The organism is Phosphitispora sp. TUW77, from assembly GCF_048453025.1.
Lineage (GTDB): Bacteria > Bacillota > Thermincolia > Thermincolales > UBA2595 > Phosphitispora.
This window is the reverse complement of the sequence record NZ_CP156677.1, coordinates 1,729,782-1,746,494: the sequence shown is the minus strand read 5'-3', so window position 1 is coordinate 1,746,494 and position 16,713 is coordinate 1,729,782. Positions and strand designations below refer to the sequence as shown.

Annotated in this window: 14 protein-coding genes; all 14 read left to right on the top strand. The window is 43.8% G+C overall.

Features of this window, described 5'->3' with window-relative positions:
• Positions 1-20: 20 nt before the first annotated feature.
• The 14 genes from ABFY19_RS08285 to ABFY19_RS08220 all read left to right on the top strand — a co-directional run bounded on the left by ABFY19_RS08285 (position 21) and on the right by ABFY19_RS08220 (position 16,674).
• The gene (locus ABFY19_RS08285; protein ID WP_418790188.1) at positions 21-4,334 is read left to right on the top strand and encodes a PolC-type DNA polymerase III; all 4,314 of its coding nucleotides are present in this window, start codon (positions 21-23) and stop codon (positions 4,332-4,334) included.
• A gap of 258 nt (positions 4,335-4,592) precedes the next feature.
• Positions 4,593-5,054 (top strand): ribosome maturation factor RimP, encoded by a 462-nt coding sequence (rimP, locus tag ABFY19_RS08280; protein WP_418790187.1) that lies wholly within the window; start codon positions 4,593-4,595, stop codon positions 5,052-5,054.
• 83 nt (positions 5,055-5,137) lie between these two features.
• Complete coding sequence (nusA, locus tag ABFY19_RS08275) at positions 5,138-6,637, top strand: transcription termination factor NusA (protein WP_418790186.1); 1,500 nt, start codon at positions 5,138-5,140, stop codon at positions 6,635-6,637.
• A gap of 26 nt (positions 6,638-6,663) precedes the next feature.
• On the top strand, positions 6,664-6,948 hold the full coding sequence (rnpM, locus tag ABFY19_RS08270) for an RNase P modulator RnpM (RefSeq protein ID WP_418790184.1): 285 nt from the start codon (positions 6,664-6,666) through the stop codon (positions 6,946-6,948).
• Positions 6,932-7,246, top strand: coding sequence for a L7Ae/L30e/S12e/Gadd45 family ribosomal protein (locus tag ABFY19_RS08265; RefSeq protein ID WP_418790183.1), 315 nt, complete (start codon positions 6,932-6,934; stop codon positions 7,244-7,246). Before rnpM ends, ABFY19_RS08265 begins: the two co-directional genes overlap by 17 nt.
• Positions 7,247-7,282: 36 nt before the next feature.
• Positions 7,283-10,099, top strand: a complete 2,817-nt coding sequence (infB, locus tag ABFY19_RS08260; RefSeq protein WP_418790182.1) for a translation initiation factor IF-2 — start codon at positions 7,283-7,285, stop codon at positions 10,097-10,099.
• Positions 10,100-10,136: 37 nt separating this feature from the next.
• On the top strand, positions 10,137-10,487 hold the full coding sequence (gene rbfA, locus ABFY19_RS08255; protein WP_418790181.1) for a 30S ribosome-binding factor RbfA: 351 nt from the start codon (positions 10,137-10,139) through the stop codon (positions 10,485-10,487).
• 2 nt (positions 10,488-10,489) lie between these two features.
• On the top strand, positions 10,490-11,470 hold the full coding sequence (locus tag ABFY19_RS08250; RefSeq protein WP_418790180.1) for a DHH family phosphoesterase: 981 nt from the start codon (positions 10,490-10,492) through the stop codon (positions 11,468-11,470).
• Positions 11,471-11,494: 24 nt separating this feature from the next.
• Positions 11,495-12,463, top strand: coding sequence for a tRNA pseudouridine(55) synthase TruB (gene truB, locus ABFY19_RS08245; protein ID WP_418792563.1), 969 nt, complete (start codon positions 11,495-11,497; stop codon positions 12,461-12,463).
• 14 nt (positions 12,464-12,477) lie between these two features.
• Positions 12,478-13,407 (top strand): bifunctional riboflavin kinase/FAD synthetase, encoded by a 930-nt coding sequence (locus ABFY19_RS08240; RefSeq protein WP_418790179.1) that lies wholly within the window; start codon positions 12,478-12,480, stop codon positions 13,405-13,407.
• Between the two features lie 131 nt (positions 13,408-13,538).
• Entirely contained in the window at positions 13,539-13,763 is a 225-nt protein-coding gene (locus tag ABFY19_RS08235; RefSeq protein ID WP_418790178.1) for a hypothetical protein, read from the top strand.
• Positions 13,764-13,775: 12 nt separating this feature from the next.
• Positions 13,776-13,997 (top strand): hypothetical protein, encoded by a 222-nt coding sequence (locus ABFY19_RS08230; RefSeq protein ID WP_418790177.1) that lies wholly within the window; start codon positions 13,776-13,778, stop codon positions 13,995-13,997.
• 118 nt (positions 13,998-14,115) lie between these two features.
• Positions 14,116-14,385, top strand: coding sequence for a 30S ribosomal protein S15 (rpsO, locus tag ABFY19_RS08225; RefSeq protein ID WP_418790176.1), 270 nt, complete (start codon positions 14,116-14,118; stop codon positions 14,383-14,385).
• A 144-nt stretch (positions 14,386-14,529) separates the two neighbouring features.
• A complete protein-coding gene (locus tag ABFY19_RS08220; protein ID WP_418790175.1) occupies positions 14,530-16,674 on the top strand; it encodes a polyribonucleotide nucleotidyltransferase in 2,145 nt (714 codons plus the stop codon).
• Positions 16,675-16,713 lie beyond the last annotated feature (39 nt).

Here is a 16,713-nt window from a genome sequence, read left to right as displayed (position 1 = left end):
GGATTCAGGAGGGGAAATTATTGGTAGTATTACCTGAACCAGATAAAGAACGGCTCCCGGCCGTTCTACATTTTTGTAGTTACATAGAACATTTAAGCATTCCTGAAGATTTGAAGCTAGCTCTGAACAATGCTCAGGTTCTCAGGGTGGAAATAAAAAAGTCCGCCAAGACATGGCAGATATATTTGCTTTTGAACAGCCTGGTTAAAAAAAGCCATCTTGATATCTTAGCCGTAGAAATGATAAAAGAAATACCTGAACTGCAGGGGATTGGCTTTTCGGTTAAATACTGTCTTCCAGACTTAAAACCGGCGGACCTGCTCAATGATTATTGGGATGAAATTGTTTATTATCTAATATGCAAGCACCCGGTGTTGGCAGGTGTATTGGCACAGCTTTCAAAAAGGTGCCATGACCGGATACTTCAGATATTTGTCAAAAGTCAGGTCGAGGCAGAATTGCTCGACCAGCGCAGGGTTCCCCATTTAATCTCGGATTTGCTTGAAAACGAATTCGGCTTTCAGATTGAAGTAAGTGTCCATGTTTTAGAGGAGGACCGCTGTAATCAGGTGGAATGGGTTTCCCGTAAGGAAGCTGAATACGTTAAAGATATAATTATGCAAAATGCTGCAAATTCTGTACCACTAAAGGAATCGTCTAAAGGCATAAATAAACCAAATATTTTGATGGGAAGGCTTATCAAGGATGACCCCGTCCCCATGGAACAGATAATTGAAGAAGAAAAGAGTATTGTTACCAGAGGTAAAATCACCAGTACAGATATCCGCCAACTGAAGAGCGGCCGAACCCTCGTGAGTTTTGATATTACCGATTTTACAGATAGTATTGCGGTTAAGTTTTTTGAAGATGAAAAAGATGCCGGCAGGGTTTCGGGAGCCCTAGAGAGGGGAACTTGGGTTAAAGTAAGAGGGCCTCTCCAACAAGATAAATTTTCACAAGAATTGACGATTATGGCTAAGGATATCAATCTAAGTCAAGATGAACCCCGGTCTGACAATGCGCCAGAAAAGAGAGTGGAACTTCATCTGCATACCAAGATGAGTGCAATGGACGGAATTTCCGGTATAAGCGAAGTTGTGGCTAAGGCAGCGGCATGGGGACACCCGGCTGTAGCAATAACAGACCATGGGGTGGTCCAGGCTTATCCTGATGCTTATGAGGCCGGAAAAAAGCACGGTATCAAGATAATCTACGGTATGGAAGGATACTTGGTGGATGACGGTGAACCGATAGTGGTCAGGTCTCAGCCGGGGGACCTTGAAGAAACGGAATTTGTGGTTTTTGACCTGGAAACAACAGGGTTTTCCCCAAATGTAAATGAGATAATTGAAATAGGGGCGGTTAAGCTAAAAAATCGCCGGATTAGTGACCGGTTTGCCAGATTTGTCAAACCTAAAGACGGAATCCCAGTCAATATCCAGAGACTTACGGGTATCCTGCCCGAAATGGTTGCAGATGCTGCCGGAATTGAAGCAGTTTTGCCTGAGTTCATGGATTTTGTTGGGGATGCTGTCCTGGTGGCCCATAATGCCGGGTTTGATACTGGATTTTTATCAGTCAGCCTATCAAATATGAGTGGCTGCAGCTTAGCTAATTCTGTTTTTGATAATCTGGGTCTTGCAAGGGCCTTGTTTCCAAAACTGAAGAACCATAAATTAAAAAATTTGGCTGCTGAATTTGGTGTAACACTTGAAAACCACCACCGGGCAGTTGATGATGCCGAAGCCACTGCAGCTATTTTTCTGAAGCTTCTGGAACAATTGAGGTCCCGGAACATTAACCGCCTGGATGAAGTTAATACGCTGGTCAAACATATTAACTTCGATAAATTACGAACTTACCATGTTATGATTTTAGTTAAAAATGAAACCGGTCTGCGCAATCTTTACGAACTTGTTACCCTTTCCCATACCAAATATTATTACAGGCATCCGCGGATACCGCGCAGTGAACTGATTAAGAGAAGGGAAGGACTGTTGATAGGTTCCGCTTGTGAGTCTGGGGAACTTATCAGTTCATATCTTGATGGGGCTGATAAGGAAAAACTTGAAAGAATAGCATCTTTTTATGATTTTCTTGAAATACAGCCCACAGGAAACAATGAATTTCTGATTCGCCAGGGCCGGGTTAATGGGATTGAATTCCTGCAAAACATGAACAGGGATATTATGGAAATTGGTTCCCGCCTTGATAGGCCGGTTGTAGCCACTTGTGATGTTCATTTTCTTGAACCTGCGGATAGCCTTTACAGGAGAATACTTATGGCAGGTCAGGGATTTGAAGATGCCGACAATCAGGCTCCGTTGTATTTTCGAACTACTGATGAGATGTTGGAGGAGTTTTGTTATTTGGATGCCGGGAAAGCTAATGAAGTGGTAGTAACAAATCCTCTGATGATAGCAGATTGGATTGAAGAAATAAAGCCGATGCCTGATGATTTTTTTCCGCCCAAGATTAATGGTGCTGAAGAACAGATTAGGAAAATGACTTGGGACACGGTGAAGTCAGTTTATGGGGACCCTTTACCTGAAATAGTGCAGAAGCGAGTGGATAAAGAACTAAACTCCGTTATAAATAACGGTTTTGCGGTCTTGTATTTAATTGCCCACAAGTTGGTTAAAAAATCCAATGCAGACGGTTACTTAGTTGGTTCCCGGGGTTCTGTAGGGTCATCTTTTGTGGCCACAATGACCGGGATTACCGAGGTAAATCCCCTGCCGCCGCACTATGTCTGTCCGGAATGCAGACACAGTGAGTTTATCACTGACGGGTCTTATGGCAGCGGGGCAGATCTTCCGGATAAGAATTGCCTCGGCTGTGGGACAAAATATAAAAAAGACGGTTTTGATATCCCTTTTGAGGTTTTCCTTGGTTTTGAGGGAGATAAGGTGCCTGATATAGACCTTAATTTTTCAGGTGAATACCAGCCAATTGCATTTAAATATACTGAAGAACTTTTTGGAGAAGGGTATGCTTTCCGTGCCGGTACCATAGGAACAATTGCAGAAAAGACTGCATACGGGTTTATTCGGAAGTACCTTGAGGAACGGGGGATAACCAGAAGAAAAGCGGAGACAGACCGGCTGGTTACCGGATGTACCGGGGTAAAGAGGACTACGGGGCAGCATCCGGGGGGGATCATGGTTATACCTCATGATATGAATGTTCACCAGTTTACTCCTCTGCAGTATCCGGCAGATGACAAAAAGTCGGGTGTGCTGACAACACATTTTGATTACCATTCTATTTCCGGAAGAATAGTAAAATTGGATATCCTTGGACATGACGACCCTACAGTAATAAAGATGCTGGAGGACTTAACCGGTATTGATGCCAAAACCATTCCACTTGATGAGCCAGAAACTATGAAGATATTCTCTGGTGTGGAAGTCTTAGGGGTTACCCCTGAACAGATAGGATCAAATGTAGGCAGTTTTGCAATACCTGAGTTTGGAACCAAGTTTGTCAGGCAAATGCTGGAGGATACTGAACCAAAAACGTTTTCTGAACTGGTAAGAATTTCAGGTTTTTCCCACGGCACAGATGTATGGCTGAATAATGCCCAGGACCTCATCAGGGAAGGTACCTGCAAATTATCTGAAGCGATTTCCGCCAGGGATGATATTATGATATATCTTATTCATAAAGGACTGGAACCCAAAAGAGCTTTCAAGATAATGGAAGCGGTTAGGAAGGGTAAGGGTGTCAAGCCAGAAGATGAACAGTATATGAGGGCATTTGAAGTACCCGATTGGTACATAGAGTCGTGTAACAAAATCAAGTACATGTTCCCCAAAGCCCATGCTGTCGCTTATGTGATGATGGCCTATCGGATTGCATATTTTAAGGTTCATTATGCGGAAGCTTTTTATGCCACATATTTTACAGTAAGGGCAGATGAATTTGATGCAGATATTGTAGTACAGGGTCCACCTTGTATCAGGCAGAAAATTCATGAGATTGAAAGCAGGGGAAATGATGTCTCCGCTAAGGAGAAGAACCTGTTGACCATTCTTGAAGTAGCCTTGGAAATGTATGAACGCGGCATTAAAATGCTGCGTGTCAGCCTAGAGGAGTCTCAGGCTGATAAGTTCCTGATTACCGATGATGGGATTCTCCCGCCATTTGCCGCACTACAGGGCTTGGGAGAAATCGCTGCACGGAATATTGTAAAAGCGCGCAGTGAAAAACCTTTTACATCTGTGGAGGACCTTAGGGTCAGGTCAAAGCTGAGTAAGACGGTAATAGAAATAATGCTTAACCATGGGTGCCTTTACGGCCTGCCGGAATCAGACCAAATGGCACTATTCTAAATTTGCTTGTCAACAGTTTACAGGTATGGTATACTAACTGTATCTGGTTTAAGCAATTATTAACCCAAGGTTATTCTGAGGGAGTGGGGCAACCCACTCTTTCATATTATTCCGGTTAGAACGATAGTATAACCCTATTGTTTAGTTGGTACAATACGATTATTAACAGATTTCTTACGTTAGCTGGAATTTCCAAACTCCAGCTAGCGTAAGAAATCTTTATCCAGGAGCTTAATGTGGTAGAGGAGTGTCTAAACTATGAGTAAACAGCGAATTGAAGATATTGTTTTACAATTATCTGTACCTGTTACAGATTCCCTTGGTCTTGAACTTGTGGATGTTGAATATGTGAAGGAAGGAGCTAACTGGTTTCTTCGGATTTATATAGATAAACAGGAAGGCATAACACATGATGACTGCCAGGCTGTTTCAGCAAGTCTGGGGGAACTTCTTGATAAAAAGGACCCTATTCACCAATCATATGTTCTTGAAGTATCATCTCCCGGTATTGAGAGACCGTTAAAAAGGCCGGCAGATTTTGTGAGGTTCAGGGGACACATGGTTCGTGCCACAACATTTGCACCTGTTGACGGTCAGAAGGAGTTTATAGGAGTCTTAGAAGGGCTTGTTGACGGTAATGTCCTTATAAGTGTTGAAAACAGGCAGGTGGCACTGCCCCAGGAATTAGTGGCTAAGGTTAGGCTTGAGGCCGGCTTTTAACATGTAGTCAATTAGTGAAACTTATTTATGGCAGTGATTGCTTGCTGCAGACAATTGAAAATTGAGGAGGTTTGTTAAAAAAAATGAATAGTGAGTTTATGGAGGCCTTGGCGGAACTTGAAAAAGAAAAAGGTATCAGCATGGATGTCCTTTTGGAGGCGCTTGAAGCAGCATTGATTTCAGCATATAAAAGGAACTTCGGTTCTTTGCAGAATGTCTCGGTTGACATTAACCGGGAGACCGGAGCAATTAAGGTATATGCCAGGAAAACGGTTGTAGAGCAGATTGAGGATGAAAGAACCGAGATATCAATTGAGGAGGCAAGACAAAAAGACCCCAGGTATGAACTTGATGATATAGTGGAAGTTGAGGTCACTCCAAGGGACTTTGGCCGTATTGCGGCACAGACTGCTAAACAGGTAGTTGTACAAAGAATTCGGGAAGCTGAAAGGGGAATTATTTTTGAGGAGTTTTCCAGCCGGGAAGGGGATATTGTGACCGGTATTGTACAACGTCAAGACCAGAAGAATGTCTATATAGACCTTGGAAAAACGGAAGCTACTCTTGGACCGTCCGAACAGATACCGGGAGAAGAATACCGGTTTGGTGATAGGATTAAGACCTATATCGTTGAAGTAAAAAAGACAACAAAAGGGCCGCAGATTATGGTTTCCAGAACCCATCCGGGATTATTGAAGAGATTGTTTGAACTTGAGGTTCCTGAAATACATGATGGCATAGTTGAGCTTAAATCTGTCGCCAGGGAAGCTGGAGCCCGTTCAAAAATTGCAGTTTTTTCAAGGGATGAAAATGTCGATCCGGTTGGAGCATGTGTCGGGCCTAAAGGGATGAGGGTTCAGACCATTGTTTCAGAACTTAAAGGCGAAAAAATTGATATCGTAAAATGGAATCCTGATCCTTCCAAGTATGTTGCTAATTCTCTCAGCCCGGCTAAAGTTGTTGATGTTCGGGTATTTGGTGAAGATAAAGTAGCCAGGGTGATAGTGCCGGATTATCAGCTTTCCCTTGCGATAGGTAAAGAGGGTCAAAATGCCCGGCTGGCTGCTAAACTGACAGGATGGAAAATAGATATAAAAAGTGAGTCTCAGATGGAAGAACTTATGCAGTCTGAGGAATTTTTTGACGATAATCCTGAATACATAGAAGAAGAATGGGCCGAAGGTGATTATTCCGATTCCGGAGAAGAGCATGATTATGATGAATGGGGTGACACGGAGGAATACGTAGACGAGCATAACGAAGAATATGACGAAGAATATGACGAAGAATATGATGAAGAGTATGACGAAGAATATGATGAAGAGTATGATGAAGAGTATGATGAAGAGTATGACGAAGGATACGTGGGTGAAGGAGAAGCAGATGATGCCGGAAAACCTGGCAGCACACCTGAATGGGATGTTGCTGAGGAGTTACCGAACCCTGAAATTAATGAAGAGAAAAAGAAGACTAAAACCAAGAAGAAGGCTAAACAACAGCAGCCTAGAGGCAAAAGGAAGAAGCTGTCTCTGGAGGAACTCGGTGAGTACCTGGATGAACTGAACGATGACAGCGAAAAATAAAACCTTTTAAACAAATCGGAGGACGCATGGTGAAGAAAAAAAAGATTCCCATGAGAATGTGTCTTGGTTGCCAGGAAATGAGGCCCAAAAAGGAGTTAATCAGGGTTGTAAGAACACCTGATGACATTATTGAAATAGATGCCGGAGGCAAGCGATCCGGGCGGGGGGCTTATATCTGTCCCACAAAAGAGTGCTTGCTTAAGGCGGTTAAAGGAAAACGAATGGAAAAGGCATTTGGTCGAACAGTACCGCAGGAAGTAGTTGAAACATTAAAAGAACGGCTGGTGAACTCCGGTGCGCAAAGGATATGACTTTCTTGGGCTGGCCCAGCGAGCCGGCAAAGCTCAATCGGGGGAAACTGCGGCTGAGGCAATGATTAAAAAAGAGAAAGCCAGACTTGTGATTCTGGCTAGGGATGCATCGGATAAGACAAAACGACACTTTACTGTTATGGCATGTTCTCACAAAATAAAGTGCATTGAGGCTGGTGAGAAAATGCTCCTTGGTATGGCTTTGGGTAGGTCTCCAAGGTCCGTAGTGGTTATTACCGATGACAATTTTGCTAGTAGATTGCACCAACTCTTCGGAGAGGAAGAGGAGAGTTTCTAACATTGTATAGAAACTCAAAACAGTGGGGGTGAAAGGATGGGTAAACTTCGTGTATACGAATTAGCAAAAGACCTTCATCTAGAAAGTAAAGAACTGATAAGTAGACTCACAGGGATAGGTATAGATGTTAAAAACCATATGAGTACACTCGAAGATGAAGAAGTGATTAAAGCTCGTAAAATGATGGGGCCTGAAAAGAAAGCTCCTGTTTCAAGAACGGAAGGCAGGCCGCAAGGCGCCCAGCCGGGAAGCAGGCCGGAAGGTGCAAGGCCGCAAGGCACGAGGCCGGAAGGCAGGCCGCAAGGCACGAGGCCGGAAGGCAGGCCGCAAGGTGCAAGAACGGAAGGCAGGCCACAAGGTACGAGGCCGGAAGGCAGGCCGCAAGGTACGAGGCCGGAAGGCAGGCCGCAAGGTGCAAGAACGGAAGGCAGGCCGCAAGGCACGAGGCCGGAAGGCAGGCCGCAAGGCGCCCAGCCAGGAAGCAGGCCGCAAGGCACGAGGCCGGGAAGCAGGCCGGAAGGTGCAAGGCCGGGAAGCAGGCCGGAAGGTGCAAGGCCGGGAAGCAGGCCGGAAGGTGCAAGGCCGGGAAGCAGGCCGGAAGGTGCAAGGCCGGGAAGCAGGCCGGAAGGTGCAAGGCCGGGAAGCAGGCCGCAAGGTGCAAGAACGGAAGGCAGGCCACAAGGTACGAGGCCGGAAGGCAGGCCGCAAGGTACGAGGCCGGAAGGCAGGCCGCAAGGTGCAAGAACGGAAGGCAGGCCGCAAGGCACGAGGCCGGGAAGCAGGCCGGAAGGTGCAAGGCCGGGAAGCAGGCCGGAAGGTGCAAGGCCGGGAAGCAGGCCGGAAGGTGCAAGGCCGGGAAGCAGGCCGGAAGGTGCAAGGCCGGGAAGCAGGCCGCAAGGCGCCCAGCCGGGAAGCAGGCCGGAAGGTGCAAGGCCGGGAAGCAGGCCGCAAGGCGCCCAGCCGGGAAGCAGGCCGCAAGGCGCAAGGCCGGGAAGCAGGAGGCCGGGGCAAAGACCTGGTGGCAGAAGACCAGGAGATACCAGAGATACTAACATAAAAAGATCAGAGACACCAGCAGCTAATAGAAATGAAGTTAAAAGCCTAAAACCGATTGTTATCAGTGAATCTAATTCAGTTAAAGAACTTGCCACGAAACTGGCTAAACCTGCCACTGAGCTGATTAAAAAGCTTATTGCGTTGGGCGTAATGGCAACGATTAATCAGGAAGTTGATGCTGATACAGCTGCTGTACTTGCCGGTGAATATGGGCGTGAAGTTGAAGTAAAAATTGTAGAAAACATCCTCGAAACTATTGACCAATTTGAGGATAATCCAGAAGACATGGTAATACGTCCCTGTGTAGTTACAGTAATGGGACATGTTGATCATGGGAAGACTTCTTTGCTGGATGCCATAAGAGAAGCGAATGTAACCGCCAGTGAAGCTGGAGGGATAACCCAGCATATTGGGGCTTATCAAATTGTGCATAATAGTAAAAAAATAACTTTCCTGGATACACCGGGCCACGAAGCTTTTACAGCTATGAGAGCAAGGGGAGCCAAGGCCACCGATATAGCTATTATTGTTGTTGCTGCTGATGATGGCGTTATGCCACAAACAGTTGAAGCTATTAACCATTCAAAAGCGGCAGAGGTACCTATTATCATTGCTATAAATAAAATGGATAAACCGGGTGCGAACCCTGACAAAGTAAAACAAGAACTTACCGAGTATGGTCTTGTCACTGAGGAATGGGGTGGAGACACTATTACAGTTCCTGTATCAGCTAAAACTAAGGAAGGTTTGGATGACCTTCTGGAGATGATTCTGCTTGTTGCAGAGGTTCAGGAATTTAAAGCCAATCCTCAAAGGCCTGCTAAAGGAACCGTAATTGAAGCAGAGTTGGATAAGGGCCGGGGACCTGTAGCTACTATATTGGTTCAGACCGGAACCATGGTGATTGGTGATTCGATTGTTGCCGGTCATGCCCATGGTAAAGTAAGGGCAATGGTTGATGATAAGGGCCGTCGTATTAAAAAGGCTGGACCGTCCACACCTGTTGAGGTACTCGGTTTATCGGATGTCCCACTGGCTGGTGACACATTTCATGTTGTCAAGGATGACAAGACAGCCAAGGAAATTACCGGTAAACGGATAGACAAAAGACGTGAAGAGGAACAGAAGATAACTGCAAAGGTATCGTTAGACGACTTATTTAAGCAGATTAAACAGGGTGAGGTTAAGGATCTTAATATTATTATTAAAGCTGATGTCCAGGGTTCCATTGAGGCTCTTAGACAGGCTTTGGAAAAACTCTCAAATGATGAGGTCAGGGTTAAACCTATTCACGGAGGCGTTGGTGGAATAACTGAAACTGATGTTATGCTGGCTTCTGCATCAAATGCGATAATCCTCGGTTTTAACGTGAGGCCGGATGTGAATGCTAGAAAGGCTGCAGAAAAAGAAAAGGTGGATTTACGGACATATAGGGTTATTTATGACGCTATAGAAGATATTAAGGCGGCAATGGTTGGTATGCTGGCACCTGAATTTAGAGAGGTAGTAATTGGCAGAGTAGAGGTTAGGCAGACATTTAAAGTCTCTAAGGTTGGTACTATTGCCGGATGTTATGTTCTTGACGGTAAAATTACTAAAAATGCGGCGCTTCGGGTTATTAGGGGCGGGATAGTGGTGCATGAGGGACAACTAGATTCCTTGAAGAGATTTAAAGATGATGTTAAAGAAGTTGCTGAAGGCTATGAATGCGGCATAATGATTGCTAAGTTTAATGATATTTCTGAGGGAGATATAATTGAGCCATATATAATGGAACAGGTAGAAAGAGAACTTTAAAAACGGAGAATACAAAAGGCGGTAGGGGGTGAGCCTGATGACATCCCATAGGGCAAATAGGGTTGCTGAAGAAATAAAAAAAGAGATTACCCAGATGTTAAGAGAGGAAATAAAAGATCCACGAATAGGTTTTGTTACTGTAACCGGAGCTGAAGTGACTTCAGATATCCGTTATGCTAAGGTTTTTGTAAGTATTTATGGTGATGATGATACAAAATTACAGTCAATGCAGGCACTTGAAAACGCTAAAGGCTTTGTCCGCGGTGAATTGGGAAAGAGAATGAGGCTAAGATATACTCCGGAAATAACCTTCAGGTTCGATTCCTCCATTGAGTATGGAGCCCGTATAATGAAACTGCTTGAAGAAGTTAAGGAAACGGAGAATTAATTATGAACACTCTTGATGAAGTTTCCCGCTGTTTAAAAAACGGTAAAAGAGCTGTAATATGTGGTCATGAAATGCCTGATGGGGACAGTATCGGGTCTGTGCTGGCGATGGGGTTTCTGTTGTCTGAAATGGGTCTGGAGACTTATGTTTTAACTCCTGATAAGATTCCGGCTGTCTATGACTTCTTACCGTGTTCAGGTGAAATCCGCACAGTGGAAAATCTTCCGGAAAAATGTGATCTTGCAGTTGTTTTAGATTGTACCGACATGAACCGTTTGGGGGATAAAATAAGCCGGTATATTTCAGATATATCTTTGGTGGTTAACATTGATCACCACATTAGCAACCGTGAGTTCGGACATTACAATTATGTTGACTCTACGGCAGCTGCTGCCGGAGAAATTGTTTTTGAACTGATTAAACATATGGGAGTCACTATTAACTCTAATATGGCAGTTAACCTATATACCGCAATTGTAATGGATACAGGATCATTTAGATTTAACAATACTTCGAGCAGAACACATGAAGTGGCGGCTGAACTGGTAAAAACCGGCCTTGATATTGCTGAGATAAACAGGAATTTGTTTGAAAGAAAAGAGTATGTACACCTTAAACTTCTTAGTTATGCCCTTGACCACCTGCAAACATCAGGTAAGGGACGGATAGCATGGATTAGCCTGCCTCTTAGTATAATGCTTGAATTGGGAGCAGGAGATGAACATGCAGAGGGTATCATAAATTACCCGCGAATGCTTGAAGGGGCAGAAATTGGCATTTTGTTCCGAGAGATTGTTCCCGGAAAGGTGAAAGTTGGATTGCGTTCCAATAAGTATAGTGATGTAAATAAGCTTGCAGCTGAATTTGGAGGAGGCGGACATCCCCGGGCTGCAGGGTGTTTGGTTGATGGCAGTATGGAAGATGTGGAAAGCAGGGTTATAGATTTGTGTGCCAGGGCACTGGACACGGGAAACAGCATTTAATTTTTTTGATTACTGGTGGTCGATATGATAATACAGCCCAGTGGGATAAACGGAATACTAAATGTTTTTAAGCCGCCGGGAATGACATCTCACGATGTAATAAATTATCTGCGCCGGACCTTAAAGGAAAAAAAAGCCGGTCATACCGGGACACTAGATCCCAATGTGGCTGGTGTATTGGTTGTATGCTTGGGTAAGGCAACCAGGGTAATTGAATACCTGGATGATAATGTAAAGTGCTACCGGGCAGAAATCACCTTTGGTTCCAGTACCGATACTCAAGATGGATATGGGCAGGTGTTAAAAACAAATAATGCTTCCGGTATTTCATGGCAAGAGGCGGAAAAAGCGCTTTTGGCAGTTAAAGGACTTCAACAGCAACTGCCGCCAATGGTTTCTGCAGTAAAACATAAGGGCAGGAAACTTTATGAAATTGCCAGGGAAGGTTTAGAAGTTGAACGCAGACCCAGAACTATAGAAGTTTTTGATATAAAGATGATTAAGCATTGGAGATTCGGGACACCCAATCCAAGTCTGTTGTTTGACATAACTTGCTCCAGGGGAACTTATGTCCGGACAATATGTCATGATTTAGGTGAGAGCCTTGGGTTGGGAGCTTATATGTCTTTTTTGGCAAGGACAGGAAGTGGACAATTTCATTTGGATGATTCATTGTTATTGGAGGAAATTGTTAGTTTGTATGAGCAGGGTCAGCTCCAAACGAAACTTATTCCAATAGACCAGGTCCTGCCTTTTGAAGAGGTATGGGTGCATGATGATACAGTAAAATCAATACAACATGGCAACCTGGTATATGAGCCGGGAGTTTTGCAGCAGCCGGCCGAGCTCAGAGAAAATCAGCATGTAAAGCTGATGACTTCAAAAGCAGGCTGTCTGGCCGTTGCCAGGGTTTCTGTCCGGCAGAATGATAAAGCTCAATCCCTTAACAGTCAAAACGGGCTTGTTTTTCAACCGGTTAAAGTATTTTGCTAGAAGGAGAAATATCAATGGATATTTATCATGGATTGGATGAAATTACAGGTAAATATAATAATTCAGTAATAGCCCTAGGGAATTTCGATGGGGTACACCTTGGTCACCGGGAACTTATAAAAAAAGCCATACAATTAGCAGACCGGACAGAGGGAGTATCAGGAGTTTTCACATTCGACCCTCATCCAATGACGGTAATTCAGCCGGATTGCAGTCCTCCTTTGCTGCTTACAAAAGAAGATAAAATTAAGATTTTATCGGAAATGGGTATTAAGTTGCTTATAATCTGCCAATTTTCACAAGAAATTGCCCGTCTGACTCCTGAACAGTTTGTCAGGGATATACTGGTGAATAAGCTGGCAGTAAGCGCGGTTGTCGTAGGCTATAATTATAATTTTGGCTATAGGGGCTCTGGAACGCCGGAAATGCTTACTGAGTTTGGTGCTAAATTTGGTTTTGATGTAATTACAATACCACCGGTGAAACGCGATGATACCGAAGTAAGCAGTACCTTGATACGTAGATTGCTTCTTAAAGGGGATGTTTCTGAGGCTGCCGGTTTTTTGGGATATTATCCCTTTGTCATTTCACGGGTGGTAACAGGAGACAGAAGGGGCAGGGAAATTGGTTTTCCGACAGCTAATCTGAACCTTCAGGAAAGCATCCTTGTTCCAGCGAATGGGGTATATGCCGTCAAAGTACATATTAAGGATAAAATATACAATGGAGTGGCTAATGTTGGAATAAAGCCGACATTTAAACTTAATCAGCCCAAAAACCTTGAAGTTCATTGTTTTGATTTTTCGGCAGATATCTATAATACTAGAATTAAGGTGGAGTTTATTGCGAGACTGCGTGGCGAAAAAGGGTTTTCTTCGGTTCAGGACCTGGTGACTCAAATTAATGAGGACGTAAAAAAGGCTAAACTTTTATTACAAGCTTAATCAGGCATAAACCATGCAATAATAAAATATACTATTTATAACATACTATTTATAAGATAATTTACATGTGGAGCAATATGTGTTAAAATTATTAACGGTTACCGCCCTTAAAACTGGGGGGAGGCATTTAGATGGTAATTGCTGTTTCCGATTCCAGAGAAGATGAAAAGAAAAGAGTGGTTGACCAGGTCGCAGAGGTATGTCTAAGTAAAGAATTCAATGACTTAAGGAAGGAACTGGAAAACATTTACCTGAAAGATAAAATTGAAAATGCACTGCTAACCGCATTTCAGGATGCATTGTATTCAATTCTGACCGAAAGGGAAGAAATTGGCAGCGAAAAACAAATTTATTAGGAAAGGTCAGATATGCGGATTTTGATTACAGAACACGCTCGCAAGCGGTTAAGGGATTTACGCCAAGAGAAGGTTACTGCGGCTGACATTATTAATGCAGCTCGGGAGATTCCTGGCAAGATACCTACTGCAACAAGGTTTCGAGGGTTTTTTGCCGAATCAGGGCGCGTATTTGATATAGTGGCAAAGGACATCCCACAAGGAAGGTTAGTTATTACTGTTATAGGAAAATGAAGTTAGCTGGAATTCTGTTAATCAGAATGTTTTGCTATAGAGAACCATCAGCTAGGGAATTCGATTCTCCGACGATTATCTTGGCTAATGGGGATAAAATATAAAAGGAGGTGACATCATGGTACTTGCTACAGACCAAAAGAAGCAAATAATTGAAAAATATAAGCTTCATGAGTCAGATACGGGATCACCGGAAGTGCAGATTGCAATTCTTACTGAACGTATTATTTATCTGACAGAGCATCTAAAAATCCATAAAAAAGACCATCATTCCCGGCGTGGTCTCTTGAAGATGGTTGGTCAGAGAAGGGCGATGCTTAATTATCTGAAGAAGAACAACTTTGACCGGTACCGTCAAATTATTGAGAAGCTCGGGTTAAGGCGTTAAAAGAAAAGCGGGGTATACCCGCTTTTTTTTCCGTATTATTGATTTTGTGTATTTTTACCATCAATAGAAGGAAATAATATGATGAATATCTAAACTAAACTATTTAGGTTTAAAAATGATAAAAAGGAGGGGAAATTACCCTTTATGACTAAACAAACTAATGGTTTGATTCGAAGCTTGCCTGTTGGAGGCAGGGAAATGTCCATAGAAACAGGAAAGCTTGCTAAGCAGGCTGGTGGCGCTGTTTTAGTGCGTTACGGAGATACTGTTGTCTTGGTAACTGCAACCCGTTCAGAAGAACCCAGGGAGGGGACAGACTTTTTTCCATTGACAGTTGATTATGAGGAAAGGTTGTATGCAGTGGGACGGATTCCTGGAGGTTTTATAAAAAGGGAAGGCCGGCCCAGTGAAAGAGCAATTCTTGCCGCCAGACTTATAGACAGGCCAATTAGACCGCTATTTCCTAAAGGATATAGGAACGATGTCCACATTGTAGCAACTGTTCTGTCTGTTGATCAGGATAACCCGCAGGATGTAATAGCTCTTATCGGAGCTTCGGCAGCGCTTACTTTATCTGATATACCTTTTATGGGTCCCATTGCTGCTGTTGTGGTAGGAAGAATTGATGGGAAATTTATCATTAATCCCACACTATCTCAATCTGAGGTCAGTGATTTGCACCTTACTGTTGCCGGAACAAGAGATGCTGTTATTATGGTTGAGGCTGGGGCTAAAGAAGTTCCGGAAGAAATAATGCTTGATGCCATTATGTATGGCCATGAAGAAATCAAAAAAATAGTGGGTTTTATTGATGAATTCAGGCAGACTGCCCTCACGGAAGGGTATGCCAAAACTGATTATGAGTATACTGTTTTTACTGTTCCTGAAGAAATTGAAGCTGAGGTAAGATCTTTCGCACTGCCAAAGGTGGAGGCTGCCATCAGGGAGTGTATCGAGAAAAAAATGGCTAAACAGGACAGAGAAAAATTCTTGAAGAGCATTAAAGAAGAGGTTAAAAAGTATTATAGCGAAAAGTATCCGGAAGAAGATCTGTCAAAACACGTTGGCAATGCTATGGACATGCTGGAAAAAGAAGTTATGCGCAGTTCCATACTAGATGACCGGATTCGCATTGACGGCCGTGCTCTTGACGAGGTTAGACCTATAACCTGTGAGGTGTCATTGTTGCCCAGAACTCACGGTTCCGGACTATTTACCAGGGGACAGACCCAGATATTAAGTGTTGTTACCCTTGGTGCCGTTGGTGATGAGCAGATTCTGGATGGCCTTGGAGTGGAGGAATCTAAGCGTTATATGCACCATTACAATTTCCCGCCATACAGTGTTGGTGAAGCCAGGTTTATGCGAGGGCCGGGCCGCAGAGAAATCGGACATGGCGCCCTGGCAGAACGTGCCCTGGAACCAATGATTCCAGCAGAGGAAGAGTTTCCGTATACATTAAGGATTGTTTCTGAGGCGCTGGAATCAAACGGGTCTACTTCTATGGGGAGTGTTTGTGGCTCTACACTGGGCCTCATGGATGCAGGGGTTCCCATTAAATTACCGGTATCAGGTGTAGCAATGGGACTTATTAAAGGAGTGGACAAGTTTGCTGTACTGACAGATATTCAGGGAATGGAAGACCATCTTGGTGATATGGACTTCAAGGTGGCGGGGACTAAAAACGGGATTACCGCTATTCAGATGGATATTAAAATATCAGGGATTAACCGGGAGATATTAAAAGAAGCGCTGGAACAGGCAAGAAAAGGCAGGATGCACATCCTGCAGAAAATGCTTGATGTAATTTCTGAACCAAGGCCTGATTTGTCTCCATATGCTCCCAGGATTATTACCACAACTATTGACCCTGACAAGATAAGAAACGTTATTGGACCAGGCGGGAAGACTATTAAGAAAATTATTGATGAAACTGGGGTTAAGATTGATATTGAAGATGACGGCAGGGTTTTTATTGCAGCTGTTGACGGTGAAGCAGGCAAGAGAGCTCTTGACATTATTGAGAGTCTTACGGCTGATGTCGAAGTAGGCAAGATTTACTTAGGTAAAGTTGTTAAAATTACTGATTTTGGAGCATTTGTGGAAGTGCTTCCAGGTAAGGAAGGTCTTGTGCATATTTCACAGCTTGCCGAACAGAGAGTAGGTAAGGTTGAGGATGTTGTTTCAGTTGGTGATGAGATAATGGTTAAAGTAATAAAAATTGATGAGCAGGGCAGGGTTAACCTTTCCAGGAAAGAAGCTTTACGTGCTCAGGCAGCGGAGAAGTAAGCGTAAAAACCGATTAATATCGGTTTTTATTTTTGCAGG